At 56.1% G+C, this 16,410-nt stretch carries 22 protein-coding genes; 17 read left to right on the top strand and 5 right to left on the bottom strand.

Annotated features, from left to right (window positions below; genetic code table 11):
* The first annotated feature begins 161 nt into the window (after window positions 1–161).
* From Q8Q08_11300 to Q8Q08_11285, 4 genes are read left to right on the top strand one after another with little or no spacing between them, the layout of a single operon-like run.
* The gene (locus tag Q8Q08_11300; protein MDP2654598.1) at window positions 162–410 is read left to right on the top strand and encodes a hypothetical protein; all 249 of its coding nucleotides are present in this window, start codon (window positions 162–164) and stop codon (window positions 408–410) included.
* Window positions 407–1,696: a glycoside hydrolase family 2 TIM barrel-domain containing protein gene (locus tag Q8Q08_11295; GenBank protein MDP2654597.1), complete on the top strand. Its 1,290-nt coding sequence runs from the start codon at window positions 407–409 to the stop codon at window positions 1,694–1,696. Before Q8Q08_11300 ends, Q8Q08_11295 begins: the two co-directional genes overlap by 4 nt.
* Window positions 1,662–2,024 (top strand): cupin domain-containing protein, encoded by a 363-nt coding sequence (locus Q8Q08_11290; GenBank protein ID MDP2654596.1) that lies wholly within the window; start codon window positions 1,662–1,664, stop codon window positions 2,022–2,024. The genes Q8Q08_11295 and Q8Q08_11290 overlap by 35 nt, the downstream gene beginning before the upstream one ends.
* Window positions 2,025–2,074: 50 nt before the next feature.
* Window positions 2,075–2,689 carry a hypothetical protein gene (locus Q8Q08_11285; protein MDP2654595.1) on the top strand — a complete coding sequence of 205 codons (615 nt, stop codon included), beginning with the start codon at window positions 2,075–2,077 and terminating at the stop codon, window positions 2,687–2,689.
* A gap of 15 nt (window positions 2,690–2,704) precedes the next feature.
* Here Q8Q08_11285 and Q8Q08_11280 read toward each other — a convergent pair whose 3' ends face one another.
* The 5 genes from Q8Q08_11280 to Q8Q08_11260 are packed head-to-tail and all read right to left on the bottom strand — an operon-like array spanning window position 2,705 to window position 6,915.
* Entirely contained in the window at window positions 2,705–3,460 is a 756-nt protein-coding gene (locus Q8Q08_11280) for an N-acetylmuramoyl-L-alanine amidase (GenBank protein ID MDP2654594.1), read from the bottom strand.
* 4 nt (window positions 3,461–3,464) lie between these two features.
* Window positions 3,465–3,935 (bottom strand): thioredoxin-dependent thiol peroxidase, encoded by a 471-nt coding sequence (gene bcp / locus Q8Q08_11275; protein MDP2654593.1) that lies wholly within the window; start codon window positions 3,933–3,935, stop codon window positions 3,465–3,467.
* Window positions 3,936–3,952: 17 nt separating this feature from the next.
* The gene (locus Q8Q08_11270) at window positions 3,953–4,414 is read right to left on the bottom strand and encodes a VOC family protein (protein MDP2654592.1); all 462 of its coding nucleotides are present in this window, start codon (window positions 4,412–4,414) and stop codon (window positions 3,953–3,955) included.
* Window positions 4,411–5,214, bottom strand: coding sequence for a histidinol-phosphatase HisJ (hisJ, locus tag Q8Q08_11265; GenBank protein ID MDP2654591.1), 804 nt, complete (start codon window positions 5,212–5,214; stop codon window positions 4,411–4,413). Before hisJ ends, Q8Q08_11270 begins: the two co-directional genes overlap by 4 nt.
* 9 nt (window positions 5,215–5,223) lie before the next feature.
* On the bottom strand, window positions 5,224–6,915 hold the full coding sequence (locus Q8Q08_11260) for a tetratricopeptide repeat protein (protein ID MDP2654590.1): 1,692 nt from the start codon (window positions 6,913–6,915) through the stop codon (window positions 5,224–5,226).
* Window positions 6,916–7,067: 152 nt separating this feature from the next.
* Between Q8Q08_11260 and folE the strand changes: the two genes are divergently transcribed.
* The 13 genes from folE (at window position 7,068) to rpsI (ending at window position 16,298) form a co-directional block, all read left to right on the top strand.
* Complete coding sequence (folE, locus tag Q8Q08_11255; protein MDP2654589.1) at window positions 7,068–7,607, top strand: GTP cyclohydrolase I FolE; 540 nt, start codon at window positions 7,068–7,070, stop codon at window positions 7,605–7,607.
* A gap of 42 nt (window positions 7,608–7,649) precedes the next feature.
* A complete protein-coding gene (locus Q8Q08_11250) occupies window positions 7,650–8,381 on the top strand; it encodes an SDR family oxidoreductase (protein MDP2654588.1) in 732 nt (243 codons plus the stop codon).
* A gap of 16 nt (window positions 8,382–8,397) precedes the next feature.
* On the top strand, window positions 8,398–8,754 hold the full coding sequence (gene folB / locus Q8Q08_11245) for a dihydroneopterin aldolase (GenBank protein MDP2654587.1): 357 nt from the start codon (window positions 8,398–8,400) through the stop codon (window positions 8,752–8,754).
* Between the two features lie 7 nt (window positions 8,755–8,761).
* Window positions 8,762–9,145, top strand: a complete 384-nt coding sequence (folK, locus tag Q8Q08_11240; protein ID MDP2654586.1) for a 2-amino-4-hydroxy-6-hydroxymethyldihydropteridine diphosphokinase — start codon at window positions 8,762–8,764, stop codon at window positions 9,143–9,145.
* 250 nt (window positions 9,146–9,395) lie between these two features.
* Window positions 9,396–9,812: a septal ring lytic transglycosylase RlpA family protein gene (locus Q8Q08_11235; protein MDP2654585.1), complete on the top strand. Its 417-nt coding sequence runs from the start codon at window positions 9,396–9,398 to the stop codon at window positions 9,810–9,812.
* Window positions 9,813–10,022: 210 nt separating this feature from the next.
* Window positions 10,023–10,763: a 3-oxoacyl-[acyl-carrier-protein] reductase gene (fabG, locus tag Q8Q08_11230; protein MDP2654584.1), complete on the top strand. Its 741-nt coding sequence runs from the start codon at window positions 10,023–10,025 to the stop codon at window positions 10,761–10,763.
* A 78-nt stretch (window positions 10,764–10,841) separates the two neighbouring features.
* Window positions 10,842–11,081 (top strand): acyl carrier protein, encoded by a 240-nt coding sequence (locus tag Q8Q08_11225; GenBank protein MDP2654583.1) that lies wholly within the window; start codon window positions 10,842–10,844, stop codon window positions 11,079–11,081.
* 123 nt (window positions 11,082–11,204) lie between these two features.
* Entirely contained in the window at window positions 11,205–12,452 is a 1,248-nt protein-coding gene (fabF, locus tag Q8Q08_11220) for a beta-ketoacyl-ACP synthase II (protein ID MDP2654582.1), read from the top strand.
* A gap of 66 nt (window positions 12,453–12,518) precedes the next feature.
* Window positions 12,519–13,574, top strand: coding sequence for a 3-isopropylmalate dehydrogenase (locus tag Q8Q08_11215; protein MDP2654581.1), 1,056 nt, complete (start codon window positions 12,519–12,521; stop codon window positions 13,572–13,574).
* A 25-nt stretch (window positions 13,575–13,599) separates the two neighbouring features.
* Window positions 13,600–14,565: an aspartate-semialdehyde dehydrogenase gene (locus Q8Q08_11210; protein ID MDP2654580.1), complete on the top strand. Its 966-nt coding sequence runs from the start codon at window positions 13,600–13,602 to the stop codon at window positions 14,563–14,565.
* Window positions 14,566–14,569: 4 nt separating this feature from the next.
* Window positions 14,570–15,361 carry a tRNA pseudouridine(38-40) synthase TruA gene (gene truA / locus Q8Q08_11205; protein MDP2654579.1) on the top strand — a complete coding sequence of 264 codons (792 nt, stop codon included), beginning with the start codon at window positions 14,570–14,572 and terminating at the stop codon, window positions 15,359–15,361.
* A 77-nt stretch (window positions 15,362–15,438) separates the two neighbouring features.
* Window positions 15,439–15,876, top strand: a complete 438-nt coding sequence (gene rplM / locus Q8Q08_11200) for a 50S ribosomal protein L13 (GenBank protein ID MDP2654578.1) — start codon at window positions 15,439–15,441, stop codon at window positions 15,874–15,876.
* A gap of 26 nt (window positions 15,877–15,902) precedes the next feature.
* Window positions 15,903–16,298: a 30S ribosomal protein S9 gene (rpsI, locus tag Q8Q08_11195; protein ID MDP2654577.1), complete on the top strand. Its 396-nt coding sequence runs from the start codon at window positions 15,903–15,905 to the stop codon at window positions 16,296–16,298.
* Window positions 16,299–16,410 lie beyond the last annotated feature (112 nt).

Here is a 16,410-nt window from a genome sequence, read left to right as displayed (position 1 = left end):
TGGCAGGCTTATCCCCCAAGTTTAACAGCCTGACGGCTTCGGTTTTGAAGTCTTTTGAATATCGGCCTCGTTTGCTCATCAGACACCTCCTATCGGCTATTGTATCCGATTTTTGGTGTCCGTTAAAGCGGGGTTAGCTCATCATGTCCCCGGATTCCTACATGAAAATCGGCGCCAGTATTTCTTTTCAGGATGGTCTCCTGGTCCTCAAGGGCCGCCTGTTTTCGCCCAGCGTCACCCTGGCCGGGGGCGGACAGATTTTCGAAAATCCTTACATGCTCAAGCGCGCCAAGCCCCCAAAAAACCTGCCCCGCTCGGCCGAGAGGCAGATGAGGGAAGGGCGGCGCGTCATCCAAAGGATCCGTCAACCGGCCAGCAACAGGATCGAAGACTGGAGAAGGTCGCCATGAGATTATTCCTCATCCTCTGTTTTCTGGCATCTTTCACGGCTAACGCTCACGCCGCGACCGTCAAGGTTGAAAAAACCGGCAAAGGATGGCAATTGCTGGTCGACGGCGCGCCCTTTCTGGTCAAGGGCATCTGCTACACTTCCAACGAAGTGGGAAAATCCGCCCATGACAACACCCTGAGAGACTGGATGGAGATCGACGACGACAACGACGGACGCAACGACCTCGCCTACCAGAGCTGGGTGGATAAGAATTTGAACAGCGCGCGGGATGAAGACGAACCGGAAGTCGGCGATTTTCAGTTATTGAAGGACATGGGGGCCAACACCCTGAGAATTTATCACCATCCGTCGGACAACCCAGAGCTCCTGGCCCTGAATCCGGCGGCGACAACCCTGTTGGGCCACGCCCCGAACAAAAAGCTCCTGAGAGAGATGCACGAAAAATACGGCATCTGGGTCATGATGGGGGACCTGATCGGAGCGTACGCCGTGGGTTCGGGCGCCGAGTGGAAAAACGGGACCGATTACCGGGACCCGGTCCAGCGGACGAACATGATGAAGAGCGTTGAGAACATGGTCCTGGAGTTCAAGGACGAGCCCTACATCCTGATCTGGGCGATCGGGAACGAGAACAACCTGACCCATTACACACAGAATAACAGCGCGAAATATCCCGAGGATTACGCCAAATTCGTCAATGAAGTCGCCCGCCGCATCCATGAGCTGGACCCGAACCATCCCGTCTGTCTCGTCAACGGTGAGACCATGATGGCGGACGTTTACGCAAAATTCTCGCCGGACGTGGACATCTTCGGCATGAACAGCTACCGGAACTGGCAGGGCTTCAACACGCTATGGAAAGAAGTGGACGCGAAGTACGATAAGCCGGTCTTGATCACAGAATACGGGACAGGATACCCCCCAGTCAACAAAACAAAGTTGGCCATGAGGGAAGACCGCCAGGCCCGTATGCACGAGGAGGGCTGGCTGGACATCGAGGCACACGCCGCCGGCGGGCCCAAGCAGCCCAACAACGCCATCGGCGGGTTGGCGTTCGAATGGACGGACAACTGGTGGCAGAGCGGCCAACCGCTGACGCAGGACCTCGCGGCCAACGACTGGCATTTCGAATGGAACGGCATCGCCGGTCAGGGTGACGGGACGCAAAGTCCACGGATACGTCAATTGCGAAAAGTTTATTTCATGTACAAGGAACGCTGGAACACATCGTCAGACCAGGAGGGGGATCGTGCCGCAATTGATCAGAAAACCGACAAAGATTAGGGCCGCCGGGAGCAAACCCAAAATCATCCAGGAATTCATAGGCCGGGTCAATTCCAGGACCGCCGAGGTCAGCATCGCGCATATGAAAAGCCCGTCCGGATGGGTCGAGCCGGGACAAACGCCGGAATTCGACGAGTATACCCTTGTGCTCAAGGGAAAACTCCGCGTCGCCTCGCGTAAAAACAAAATGGACGTCAAGGCCGGGCAGGCCGTGATCGTCCCTTCCGGGGAATGGGTTCAATACAGCACGCCTGCCAAGGGCGGAGCGGAATACATCGCTGTCTGTCTGCCGGCTTTCGCGCCGGGCATCGTTCACCGCGACAGCTAAATTTTCTATCTTCAATCCTCAATTTTCCATTTTTAATTCACAAGACCACCATGGGCAAACGGGGAAAAAGCCGAAAACGCCAGCTGGAAGAAATCAAAGAACGAAGAGAAGCCCGTCTGCCCAAAATGCCGCCGGGCGAACCGCCCTTCAAACCGGTCTCCGAATACAAATTTGAAATATTCCTTCTGTGCGTCCTGGGGGTCCTCATCCTGATCATCAGCTCACAGGCCAAAACCGCAAAGCATCAGAAGTCCATCACGACCTATACCATGTCGGTTCCGGACAATCAGGTCCAGGCGCTCAATGCCCGTTACCCCAAGGGATACCAGCTCTTCGCCGTGACCAAGGACGATGTCCTCCCGCTGAACATCAACCGGCTCCCGCCGGGTTTCCGCGTCAACTGGGGAGATTCCCGGGTCCTGCGGTACAGCCGGGACCAGGTACGGTTCAACCTGGCCGATATATCCTACCCTTCGATCCCCAAGTCGGACTTCATCGTGAAATTCCCGCTCCGGCAGGGATATGTCCAGCAGGTCAGGGCCACCGGCGCACTGCAGATCATCGTTGAACTGCTCGGCGAGTATGAGGACCAGGTCCTGTGCGCGATCGGAATTTTGGAGAAAGAAGAGCCGGTCTTTGTGCCGCTGCCGGATGGGGCGGGGTAGGAACGGGGGGAAGATCTATCTGATTCGTCTCTTGAAGTCTTCCCAGGGGAATCTCTTGCCGGGGCAGTCCGTGGAACTGCCGGACACGTGGCCGTGGGCGATGATGTTCTTAACGGGGATGCCGTAATATTTGCGCAGGGTCTCCACCAGGAAAACCAGGGAATCCATCTGCTTCTTCGAAACTTTATCTTCGCTGAAATTTCCCACCAGACAGATCCCGACGGCTTTGCTGTTCATGTCCGACGCCTTGCAGTGCGCGCCATCGAGCTGCTTGATCCAGCGCGGCGTGGCCTCGATCTCTCCGTCCTGTTTGCCGCTGGTGCGGTTATCGATGACGAAATGATACCCCACGCCTTTGTCCCATCCTTTGGCCAGATGGGAATGGTGGAACTGAAGAGAACTGCCCTCTTCGGTCGCGCTATGATGGATGATAAGATATTTCCACTTGTCGGAAGGAAAGAGGGACACGACCGCCTTGATGTTGGCGGCGTTGGGGACCTTGAGCCGCTGGCCCATCTTCAGATCCTTGGGATCGGAGATCCCGTTGGCCTTCATGATCGTGGCCAGGGGGACGTCGTACATTTTGGCGATGCGCCAGAATGTTTCTCCGGGGCCGACCATGTGAATCGCGTCGCCGCGCGGGCCTGAGGAGCCCGGCGTGGTGGCGGTGCTCGGGCCGGCGGGACCCCGCGGCGACTTCGGCCCCGTCGCGCAGGAACTGAGCCATCCTGTCAAGCCGACCAAAAATAAAACGAATAAAAATTTTCTCATTTGCTTACAAAGACCTCAGGGCTTCCAGAACTTCCTGGTCATGCCCTTGCGGGCTGACCTTTTCAAATATTTTAGCGACTTTACCCTGCTTATCAATGATAAAAGTCGATCTCATGATCCCCAGGTATTTCTTGCCGAACATGCTCTTCTCCGCAATCACGCCGTAATCCCCGCACATTTTCTTGTCCACGTCGCTGACCAGCAAAAAAGGGAGGCCGAACTTGGCGGTAAACCTGTCGTGCGAAGCGACATTGTCCGCGCTGACTCCCAGGACAACGGCGTCCACCTGGGCCAGGGGCTTGGCCGCGTCGCGAAAACCGCAGGCCTCAACCGTGCAGCCGGGGGTATCGTCCTTGGGGTAAAAATAAAGGACAACCTTCTTCGTCCCCAGATAATCCTTGAGGGACACAATTTTTCCGCCGCTGGCAGGAAGTGTAAAATCCGGGGCCTTGTCGCCGGGCTTGAGTTTGGCCATCGTCAAATCCTCACCGTTTAATAGGGGTTCCAGGTTTTGGTTTTCGGATCATAAATCTCTTTGCGCAGCCGTTCAGGGGAAAGGCCGTCCTCGCGGGGCCAGGAAGTGATTTCCAGCTTGTTGCCGTCCAGATCGTAAAAATACAGTGACCAGCTTTTCTCGCGCTTCTTGGCGAATTCAATCCGCACGCCGTTCTCTTCCAGCCGGCGGATCATCGGGTCGAAATCATCGGCGTGGATGCGGAACGAAAAATGGTTGGCGCCCAGCCCTTCATTCTCAAACGGATGACTGTTGCCGAAATCCTTGGCCTGGATGATACCGATGAGCGCGGGGCCGCAATCCAGGAAATACTCAATCCCGGGTTTGGACGGCTCACGCTCCGTGATCTTGAGCCCGATCACCTTGGTATAAAATTCGACCGCCTTGTCGAGGTCCCTGACGTTGAGGGCCACATGGTCGATGCCCAGGATCTTGATCATAGTTTTACGGTCCGCTCAATTTTGCGTTTTTTGAACAGGAGGTATTCCTTGTAACCCGCGGCCAGCGCCAGTTCCACGGCCTTGCCGAAATCCGCGCCGACATCCTTGGGCGAGTGCGCGTCTGAACCGAAGGTGAGGGGGACCCCGGCCTGGCGATAGATCGTCAGGGCATTCAAGGCGGGGTACATCTCCTTCACCGGCTTGCGCAGCCCGGCGGTGTTGATCTCAACCGCCACACCCGATTCTTTAAAAACCTTGGCCGTCTTCCTGATTTCTTCCGCCATGTCCTCAACCGGGCGATGGCCGAATTTTTTGACCAGGTCCACGTGCCCCATGATGTCGAACATCCCCGACTGCGCGCTTTTGCGCAGAAGGTCATAATAAGTCCGGTACACCTTGTCCACATCCTTGCCGCTCCAGCTCTGGATATCGGCCGGGTTGTCAAAGCACCATTCCTTGATGAAATGCACGGAGCCGATCGCGTAATCATACGGATAACTGTCCAGGATGTCCCTGGTCTGTTTTTCGTAACCCGGAAGATAATCCGCCTCAAGCGCGATCTTGACCGTCAAGCGGCCCTTGAATTTCGCCTGCACGTCCTCGATCATGGCGTGATATTCCGGAAGCTGTTCCCGGCTCATGGTGATGGACGGGTCCGGGTTCGTCAGCAGGGGAGAATGGTCGGAAAATCCGATCTCCTGCAAGCCGATGCGGACGGCATGGGCCGCATACTCCGCAGGTTCGCCGGAGGCGTGGCCGCAGAGAGGGGTGTGCATGTGATAATCGGCAAGGAGTCGCATGGTTCAGGCTTAAGGAGGATTTAATTTCTTTTCAAGGGCGCGTTTTTTTTCCAGGGCCAGGGCATTGGCGGAATCCAGCTTGAGGACCGCGTCGAATTCGGCCAGGGCCTTGGCGTAATCCTTCTGAGCGATAAAACACATCCCGCGGTTGAGGCGGGCAGGAACATGATAGGGGTTCAACGTCAGGGCAGTGTCGTAATCCTTCAAGGCCAGGCCGGCCTGTCCGGAAAGCAGGAACATATTACCACGGTTTATATAGGCATCAATATAATTCTTGTCGAACTCCAGGGCCTTGTTGTAATACGAGATCGCCGGCTGGTAAAGACCGTCCCTGGCCATGACGTTGCCCTTGTTGAAATAGGCCATGGCGAAATTCGGCGCGAGGGCGACCGCCCGGTCAAAATGAAAGACGGCCTCGGGATAACGGCCGATGGCATCGTAATGCGACCCCAGGTTCAGGTGCGCCACAGCCGACCCCGGATGCATGGCCAGGACGTCTTTCCATAACGTTTCGCTGTCTTTCCACACGCCGCAGCGGGTGAAACTCGCCGCTGACAGCACAAGGACATAAGCGGCCACGGCGCAGGCCAACAGGACCCGTTTGCGCGGCCAGGCGGTCCAGAGCCGCTCCAACGCGACAGCCATGACCAAAAAAATCCCGAGGGACGGCAGATAGGCGAAACGGTCATAAACAACGGAGTCGTTAATTTCGGCCAGATGCAAAGTCGGGGCGATCGTGACAACAAAAAATAGAATCGCGAAAGAAAGAAGAGGGTGAGTCCGGAAACGGCGATACAACACAAATCCCGTCCCCAACACGGCCAGAGGTGACAGGAAGAGCCCCGGATTTGCGTATTCCGGCAATGGATAAAAGGCCGATAAATTCACAGGCACAAGAATTTTAACGAAGTAAATCAGGAGGGCCTGGCCGGATAACAGGATTTTCATCAGCGGCGGATTGAGCGCCGTGGCCGGGAAAGCGTCCGCTCCGCCAGCCGCCGCCCGGACCCCGATAATATAGAGAACGACGATAACAAAATGGGGGAGTTTCCAGAGAACATCCTCGCGGCTGATCTTGCCGTTCTCGTACCGGTCCAGCAAAAGCAGGACAACCGGCAGAGACACCGCCGTGGCCTTTGACAGCAAAGAGCACGCAAACGCCGCAAATGTCAAAATAAGAAAGGCCGGACGGCGGGAAGGGAGGGCCAAACCTTTTTGGTAGGCCAGCAGGCCCAGCAGATAAAAAAACGCGAACAGCGCGTCTTTGCGCGAGGCCGCCCAGGCCACGGGCTCAACATGCAGCGGATGGACGGCGAACAAAACGGTTATCACAAGGGCCAGCGCCGGGCGGAGCGCAAGTCCCCGGACAAAATAATACACCAAGATGGTATTGAGCAAATGAAGCGCCAGATTGATCCCGTGCGCCACGGCCGGGGACAGAGGGGAAAACTGATACTCGAGCGCAAAGGACAAGAGGGCCAACGGATGGTATTTTCCGGTCAGATGCGTTGTAAACATCAGCCGGAGATGGTCAGGAGAAAGCCCGCGGATCAGAGGATTCTCCAGCAGGACCTCGGGGTCATCCCAGTTCACAAAACCGTTTTGAAGAGAGGGAGCAAAGACCACCAGCGCCCCCGCCAGGATCAGAGGGACCATCAGCCAGGGGTTGGTAACCAATTTTTTCAGGGAGTTTGCCGTCATGGGATTGTTGCTTTTCGTTTTGCGGAAGTCAGTATAGCATAATTATTCCGGGGCCGGAGGGAGATTTCGCGCCTTTTCTCCACGGCAGAGCTGGATGTTTGACATCGGGAAAAGACTGTGCTATCATTCACGCGACTTTCAAAGGAACCCTCATGGACCAATATTTCAAAAAACTGCTCGAAACCATCGGCGAGGACACCACCCGGGAAGGACTCCGCGCGACGCCGAAAAGGGCCGCCCAGGCGTTCCAGTTCATGACCAAAGGGTACCGGGAGGACATCAAAAGCGTCCTCAATAACGCGATCTTTGAGTCCGACAACGATGAGATGATCATCGTCAAGGACATTGAGCTGTATTCTCTCTGCGAACACCATCTCCTGCCGTTTTTCGGAAAATGCCACGTCGGTTACCTGCCTAACGGAAAGATCATCGGGCTGTCCAAGATCGCCCGGATTGTCGATGTCTTCGCCCGCCGGCTCCAGGTCCAGGAAAACCTGACCAAGCAGATCGCCGAAACGCTGATGAAATGCACAAACGCCCGCGGGGTCGGGGTGGTCATCGAGGCCCGGCACCTGTGCATGATGATGCGAGGGGTGGAGAAGCAGAACTCCCTGATGAAGACATCCTATATGCTCGGGCTTTTCCGCAAAGAAAGTTCGACCCGTTCCGAATTCCTGAGTCTCATCCGGTAAAGCCCGGACAGAGCGTCCGGACCCGAAGAACCCCATTCCCAAATGCCGGCACATCCCCCTTATAAAGGTACGGCCCTGGTCACCGGCGCGGCCCGCCGCATCGGAAAAACCCTTGCCCTGGCCCTGTCCCGCTGGGGCTACCGTGTCGCCTTGCACTGCAACCGGTCCCACAAAGACGCCGGTGCTGTCGCCCGGGAAATCAAGAAGGAAGGGGGCGACTGCGAAATCTTTGCCTTTGACCTGGCCGACGCAGGGAAAGTCCAGGCCTTATTCAAAGCCGTGACCCGCCGCTTCCCGGACCTGAACATCCTGATCAACAACGCCTCCATTTTTGAAAAATCCAGCCTGCGCAAACCCGACCTCGGCAACTTCGACCGCCATTTCGCGGTCAACCTGCGCGCGCCCTACATCCTGACGTCCTTGTTCGCGTCATCCTGCAAAAAAGGCCATATCATCAATATCCTCGACGCGCACATCGTCCGGGACCGGACAGCCCACGCGGCGTATCTCTTGTCGAAAAAAGGGTTGAATGAATTGACCCGGATGTCGGCATACGCGCTGGCCCCGGATATCCGCGTCAACGGCATCGCGCCGGGGCTGATCCTGCCTCCCGAGGGCGAAGGGCAAAACTATCTGGACCGGCTGGCAAAGGACATCCCGCTCAAACGCAAAGGCGACCTGGCCAACATCGTCCGGTCCCTGCAATTTTTGCTGGAAAATGACGACCTCACCGGCCAGATCATTTTCAGCGACGGCGGAGAGCATCTCGAATAACAAAAGGAAGGACCCCATGGCCACCATTCACATCACGGATTTGAGTCTGCGGACCGTCATCGGCACCAATGACTGGGAGAGGAAAAACAAACAGGACGTGATCATCAACATCGCCATTGAATATGACGCCAAGGCCGCCGCGCAGTCGGACGACCTGAAGGACACGGTCGATTACAAGGCCATCACCAAAAAAGTCATCACTGAAGTGGAATCATCGCAATACGAGTTGCTGGAAAAACTCGTGGACCGCGTCCTGGGGATCGTCACGGAGGACCGGCGTGTGCAGACGGCGACCGTCAGGATCGACAAACCCCAGGCCCTGCGTTTTGCCAAATCCGTTTCGGTTGAGATGTCCCGTAAGCGCGAGCCTTGACCCTGCCATGAACACCGCCGTGATCGGACTGGGTTCCAATATCCAGCCAAAAACCAATATTGCCAAGGCCAAGGACATCCTCGCCCGCCGTTACACGCTGCTGGCCGAATCAAAATTTGTGAGGACAACGGCCATCGGCCCCGGGCAACAAAGCGACTTTCTCAACGGCGCGGTCCTGCTCCGGACCTCCCTCGGCCGCCAACGGCTGAAAATCGCGCTGGGCCGCATTGAAAAACTTCTTGGCCGGACCGAACGGCAAAAAGGATATGTCCCTCGCCCGATCGACCTCGACATCGTCGTCTGGAACGGCAAAGTGGTCCATCCGGATTTCCATACCCGCAAATTCCTGAAGGCATCCGTCCTGGAACTCCTCCCCAACTTGAAGGATTGACGCCCGGCGCTGAAAATTCCGCTATTCCCGATATTCGACGACGTTCCCCGCACCCCGCATCAACCGTGAAAAATCGCAAACAACGGGGTGAATTCCCCTTTGAAAACCCTGTTTTTTTTCGTACCGTTGCAACCTCTTGGACTCCACTGTCTTATGGTCCACAAGGGCAGGGCTTTGCCTCTTGCGCATCCAGGGGCGGTGTGATACCTTCTTACCATTATCTACGAGCCGCAAGGAGGCATTGAAAAACATGAGAAACCTTAGGATACTTCTGGTAGCGATTGTGACGTTCATGAGCGGAGTGGTTGCCCACGCGAAAATCACCAAGCCCGCCGTTGTCCAGGTGAAGAGGAAGACGGTGATGTCCGGCAAGGCATCCTGGTATTCAGAAAAGGACCCCGGCATCAACCGCCGGACGGCCAACAACGAAATCTTTGACGATTCCGACCTGACCTGCGCGATCTGGGGCGCCCCGTTCAACCAGCGCGTCCGGGTCACCAACCGTGACAACGGAAAATCCATTGTCGTGCGCGTCAACGACCGCGGACCCCATTACCGCTTTGTACGCCGGGGAAGGATCATCGACCTGACGCGTTCGGCGTTCTCCCAAATAGCACCCCTGAAACGCGGTCTCATCAACGTTGAGATCGAGTTCATCGATTCTTAAATCCATACGCCCATCACAGACCGTTGTTCCCGGCCGGCTGCGGCCCGGGGCAACGGTCTTTTCATGCCCCCGGCCCGCCCTCTGCGGCAAACGCCGGAATGGCGCCGTCCATCCCAGGATTTTTGAATTTTAACTTGCAAAGTCAGCTTCTCTTGTTATTATACGGGTGTATATCAGCGGTTTTAAGGCCCAACCCCCGCAAGGTATCCCATGTTATTCAAAGATGAGGTCGTGATCGTGACCGGTTCCACCCGCGGCATCGGCAAGGAAATCGCCAAGGCCTTTGCCAGGGAGGGGGCCACCGTGGCCGTGACCGGCCGCAGCGCGGAAACCGCCCAGGCCGTTGCCGACGAGATCGCCCGGGAGGGAGGGAAAACCGAGGCATTGGCCTGCGACGTGGCCGATGCGGAAAATGTGCAAAAAACCGTCAATAAAATTCTTGACAAATATAAGAGGGTTGATATATTAGTTAACAACGCAGGCATTACAAAAGATAATTTACTGCTCCGGATGAGCGTCGAGGATTTCGACACCGTCATCAACACAAACCTCCGGGGCGTTTTTAACTTTACCAAGACGGTGACTAAGGCGATGCTGAAGGCCAAAAAGGGCCGCATCATCAACATCGCTTCGATCATTGGGATTACAGGCAACGCCGGTCAGGCCAATTACGCGGCCAGCAAGGCCGGAATCATCGGATTCACCAAATCCGTTGCCAAAGAATTCGCGTCCCGCGGAATCACGGCCAACGCTGTCGCGCCCGGATACATTGAAACTGAAATGACCGGCCAGCTCAACGCCCAGACCCGCGAGGACATCCTGAAGGCCATCCCCTTAGGACGATTCGGAACGGCCCGGGATGTGGCAGACACCTGCCTGTTCCTGGCATCCCCGGCAGCCGCTTATATCACGGGACAAACGATCGTTGTGGACGGGGGACTGGCTGTCTGATCTAAGCAGAAACCTCCCGCCATCACGCTGATATTCAGGTATGGTGGAGACAAGATAACCGAAAAAGGAGGCTACTCAATGGCTGTTGCAGACAAAATCAAATCCATCATCGCAGAGCAATTAGGGGTCAAGCCGGAAGAAGTGACCCCCCAGGCATCGTTCATCGATGACCTTGGAGCCGACTCCCTTGACACCGTCGAGCTGATCATGGCCCTCGAGGAAGAGTTCAGCGTGGAGATCCCGGACGAAGACGCCGAAAAAATGGCGACGGTCGGGGACGCTATCAAATATATCGAAGAAAAAACCGGGACGAAATAATTCCCGCGGCGGTTTCCCATCACCGAGCCGAAGAAATTTGCCCCGATTCCCGTCGGGGCAAACTTGTTATAGGCCTTCTTACGGTTCCATCAATAACCGCGTTCAAAAGAGCCCGAAAATCCCATGCCCCATAAAAGACGCGTCGTAATCACCGGATCGGGCGTCGTTTCCCCGGTCGGGACTGGCACGGAAAAATTCTGGAAGTCTTTGGTCGAAGGCCGCAGCGGCATCCGGCCGATCACCCATTTCGACGCCGGCCAGTTCGACTCCCGCATCGCCGGGACGATCATCGACTTTAATCCCGCGGACTATTTTTCCACAAAAGAAGCCCGGCATCTGGCGATCTTTGTCCAATACGCCGTGGTCTGCGCCCGCGAAGCCATCGCCATGGCCAAGCTGGACACCAAGAACATGGATTTGGACAGGATGGGGGTCCTCATCGGATCAGGAATCGGCAGCCTGGAAACGCTCGAGCAGGAATTCACCAAATATATCGAGAAAGGTCCTGGCCGGATATCTCCGTTCTTTATCCCCAAAATGATCATCAACGAGGCCGCCGGTCAGGTTTCCATTGACACCGGGGCCCGTGGGCCGTGCACCTGCGTCGCCACGGCCTGCGCCACGGCGACCAACGCCATCGGGGACGCCTTCCGCTTCATCCAGTACGGCGACGCGGACGTCATGCTCGCCGGGGGGACCGAAAGCGCCACAACGGTCATGGGTGTCGGCGGGTTTTGCGCGCTCAAGGCCTTGAGCCGGCGCAATGACGCGCCGGAAAAAGCCTGCCGCCCGTTTGAGCTCAACCGCGACGGTTTTATCATGGCCGAAGGGGCAGGGGTTGTCCTCATGGAAACCCTGGAACACGCCAAGGCGCGCGGGGCAAAAATCCTGGGCGAAATGGTCGGATACGGACGCACTTCCGACGCCTATCACGTGACGGCACCGGAATCCACGGGAGCCGGCGCGGCCAAAGCCATGCAACTGGCGCTGAACGACGCGGGATTGGCGCCGCAAGACATTTCCTACATCAATGCCCATGGGACATCAACAAAACTCAATGACGAAGTCGAGACCCTGGCGATGAAAACCGTTTTCAAGGAATTTGCGAAAAAAATTCCGGTGAGTTCCACCAAATCCATGACCGGCCATCTCCTGGGGGCGGCGGGGGGCATCGAGTTTATCGCCTGCCAGCAGGCCATCCGCGACAACATCGTGCCGCCGACCATCAACTACGAAACCCCCGACCCGGCATGCGACCTCGACTACGTGCCGAACACGGCCCGCAAGATCGACGTCAAGTCCGCGATGTCAAACTCTCTCGGATTCGGCGGACATAACGCCAGCGTCATCATCAAGCGTTACCAGGAATAAAATTTCAAATCCGATCAACACCATTTGCAGCGAAGTCACTCTTCGTCCAGTAGAAAGGCCCAATCTATGAAGTCCTATAAAATTGCCGTAATCCCCGGGGACGGCACCGGTCCGGAAGTTGTCCGAGAGGGGATGAAAGTCCTCGAAGCCGCAGGCAAAAAGTTCGGGTTTAAACTGGAACCGACCCACTATGATTTCGGGGGCGAGCGCTACAAGAAGACCGGCAAACTTCTGGAAGACCAGGATATCGACGACCTGAAAAAATACACCGCGATCTTTCTGGGAGCCATTGGACATCCGGACGTGAAGCCGGGGATACTGGAAACGGGCATCCTCCTCAAACTGCGGTTTTCCCTGGACCAGTACATCAACCTGCGGCCGGTCAAACTTTACAACGCGGCGTTCTGCCCGCTCAAGGACAAGAAACCGGAAGACATTGATTTCGTGGTGGTCCGCGAGAACTCCGAAGGGCTTTACAAAGGCCTGGGGGAATTCCAGAAGAAGGGGACCAAGGACGAAGTCGCCCTCCAGGTGTCCCACAACACCCGCAAGGGCGTGGAACGTTGCCTGCGTTACGCATTCGAATACACCCGCAAACGCAATAAAAGGAAAAAACTGACTCTCTGCGGAAAGACCAACGTCCTGACCTACGCGTGGGACCTGTGGGAACGGACGTTCAAAGAAGTGGCCAAAGAATATCCCGACATTACGACGGATTACGCTCACGTCGACGCCACGACCATGTGGTTCGTCAAGAACCCGGAATGGTTTGACGTCATCGTGACCGACAACATGTTCGGCGACATCATCACGGACCTCGGCGCCATGATCCAGGGCGGGATGGGCATCGCCGCAGGCGGGAACATCAACCCGCAGGGCGTGTCCATGTTCGAGCCCATCGGCGGCAGCGCGCCCAAATACACGGGACAAAACGTGATCAATCCGCTGGCCGCGATCTGCGCCGGCGGCATGATGCTGGAAACTCTCGGCGAAGCCAAGGCCGCGAAAGCCATTGAAGACGCCGTGATCAAACTTGTGGCCACTAAAATCAAATCTTTGGGCGCCGGCAAAATGGGATATTCCACATTGGAAGTCGGCGACCTGGTGGCCCAGGCGCTGTAGGCCCTCAAGGAGGAGGGGAAGCTCCATGAAAAAATACAATGTTGCCATTCTCGGGATCCGAGGGGCCGTCGGACAATGCATGTACCGGATCGTCCGGGAACGCAAATTCCCGGTCCAGGGGCTGAAGCTTCTGTCCCCCAGCGGAGCGGGAGGACAGTTGGACGGCATCACATATGAAGCGCTGAACAAGGACTCCTTCAAAGGGATCGATATCGTGTTGAGCTCCCCCGGAGCGGACATCAGCAAGGAATGGGCCCCGGTCGCGGCCAAGGACGGCGCGGTCGTGATCGACAACACCAGCTATTTCCGGATGTTCCCGGATGTTCCTCTCGTTGTCCCGGAAGTCAATCCCGAGGACGTCAAGAAGCACAAAGGGATCATCGCCAACCCGAACTGCTCGACGATCCAGATGCTGGTGGCCTTAAAGCCCCTGCATGATTACGGCAAGATCAAACGCATCGTGGTTTCGACCTACCAGGCCGTTTCCGGGGCCGGGGCCGAAGCCGTGGAGGAATTCAAGGCCCAGCTCGAAGGGGGCAAGGCCTTCAAAAAGTTCGCGCATCCGATCGCCCATAATCTGATCCCGCAGATCGACGTGTTCCAGGAAAACTTCTACACCAAAGAAGAAATCAAGATGGTCAACGAGACACAGAAGATCATGCACGACCCCTTGATCAAGGTCACGGCGACATGCGTGCGCGTGCCCGTCTTCAACAGCCACAGCGAAGCGGTCAATATCGAAACGGAAAAAAAGATCAGCCGCGAGAAGGCCATCGAACTCCTGTCCAAAGCGCCGGGAGTGAAGGTGGTTGACGACGTGAAGAACAGCCGCTACCCGATGCCCCTCGACGCCGACGGCAAGGACGACACGTATGTCGGCCGCATCCGCGAAGACGACACGGTCGCCAACGGCCTGAACCTCTGGGTGGTGGCCGACAACCTGCGCAAAGGCGCGGCCCTGAACGCCGTGCAAATCGCAGAGATCCTCTGAGCCCATGCCCCGCAACATCAAGCTGACCATCGAATATGACGGAACAGAATTTGAAGGTTGGCAGGTCCAGGGGCCCAGGCACCGGACCGTACAGGGAGAGATCCAGAAGGCCCTGAGAAAAATTTTCAAACGGGACATCGTCCTGGTCGGATCCGGCCGGACCGACAGCGGGACCCACGCCCTCGGCCAGGCCGCAAATTTCAAGGCCGAGACAAGCATGCCGGCGGAAGAAATGGTCCGGGCCCTGAACGCCAACCTGCCCGCAGACATCGCGGTTCTTGCGGCCGCGGAAGTCCCGGACGGTTTCCACGCGCAATTCAACGCCAAATCCAAAACATACCGCTACACGATCCTCAACCGCCCGGTGCGTTGCGCGTGTCTTCGCAAGCTCGCTTTCCATGTCCCCTACCCTTTAGACGCGACACTGATGCGAAGGGAAGGCCAGGTCCTGGTGGGGCGAAAGGATTTTCGTTCCTTTATGGCCAGCGACACCGCCGAAAAAATGAAGCCTGGAGAAAAAGATACGGTACGCACCATCCGCCGGTTATCCGTCAAAAAGGAAGGGCCGTGGATCAGCATTGACGTTGAATCCGACGGGTTCCTTTACAAAATGGTGCGCAATATCGTGGGGACACTCATTGAAATCGGCAGCGGCAAGCTTCCCTCCGGGAGTATGCGCAAAATCCTCCTGCAGAAGGACCGCGGGTATGCCGGGGACACCGCTCCGGCCAGGGGGCTTTGCCTGGTCACCGTGCGGTATCCGGACAAAAAACAAAAAGCGCGGCCGGGGAAATAGAGAAAATAACTATTTGACAAATCAGGCGAAAATGATATACTTTTTGAATCTTAACCGACAAATTTCAATCTTTTGCCATGAAAAATAACAAAACTTACGTTCCGAAACTCGACGAAATCCAGCAGAAATGCTACGTGGTGGACGCCAAGGATAAAATCCTCGGCCGTGTCGCGGCGAAAGTCGCCCATGTCCTCCGCGGCAAGCACAAGGCCATGTTCACCCCGCATCTGGACACGGGAGACACGGTCATCGTCATCAACGCCGAGAAAATCCGCGTCACCGGGAAGAAGATGACAGATAAAATTTACAAACGCTATTCGGGTTATCGCAGCGGTTTAAAGAAAGTCGCTTTGGGGGACATGCTCCAGATCGCGCCGACCCAGGCCATGCAACTGGCCATCAGCCGGATGATCCCCGATGGAAAATTAGGCGACCAGATCCGCCGGCGGGTCCGGGTGTACGCGGGCGACCAGCACCCCCACCAGGCCCAGAAACCGATCCCCTTGGACGTTTAAACATCTCGCAGAAAGAGAGTTTTTTGATGGTCGAAATGGTTAAATATGAAGCTACGGGACGCCGGAAAACATCGATTGCCCATGTCAACCTCATGCCGGGCAACGGGAAGATTACCGTTAATTCACGCGTTTTTGAAAATTATTTCATCCGGGAGACCGACCGCATCACCATTCTGGAACCCCTAAAAATGACCAACACAGTCAGCAAATTTGATATCATCGCCAAAATCACCGGCGGCGGCTTGAGCGGCCAGGCAGGCGCCTTTCGTCTGGGCATCTCCCGCGCCTTGTCGCTGTTTGATGAGGAGAACAGGAAATCTTTGCGTAAAACCAACTGCCTGACCCGTGATCCCAGGATGAAGGAAAGGAAAAAACCGGGCCAGAAGGGAGCGAGAAAGAAGTTTCAGTGGGTTAAGCGTTAATCTGTTTCTCGACATATTTTGCACGAAACTAACCTATCTCTCCCTCGATAAAAGAGTTGACGAGATAGGTTTTTTATTTTAGTATAAACCTTTATCACTCAAGGAATTAAAA

The organism is Candidatus Omnitrophota bacterium (assembly GCA_030688425.1).
Lineage (GTDB): Bacteria > Omnitrophota > Gorgyraeia > Zapsychrales > JANLHA01 > JAUYIB01.
Note: the sequence above shows the minus strand (reverse complement) of the source record. Positions and strands in the feature narration are given on the sequence as shown.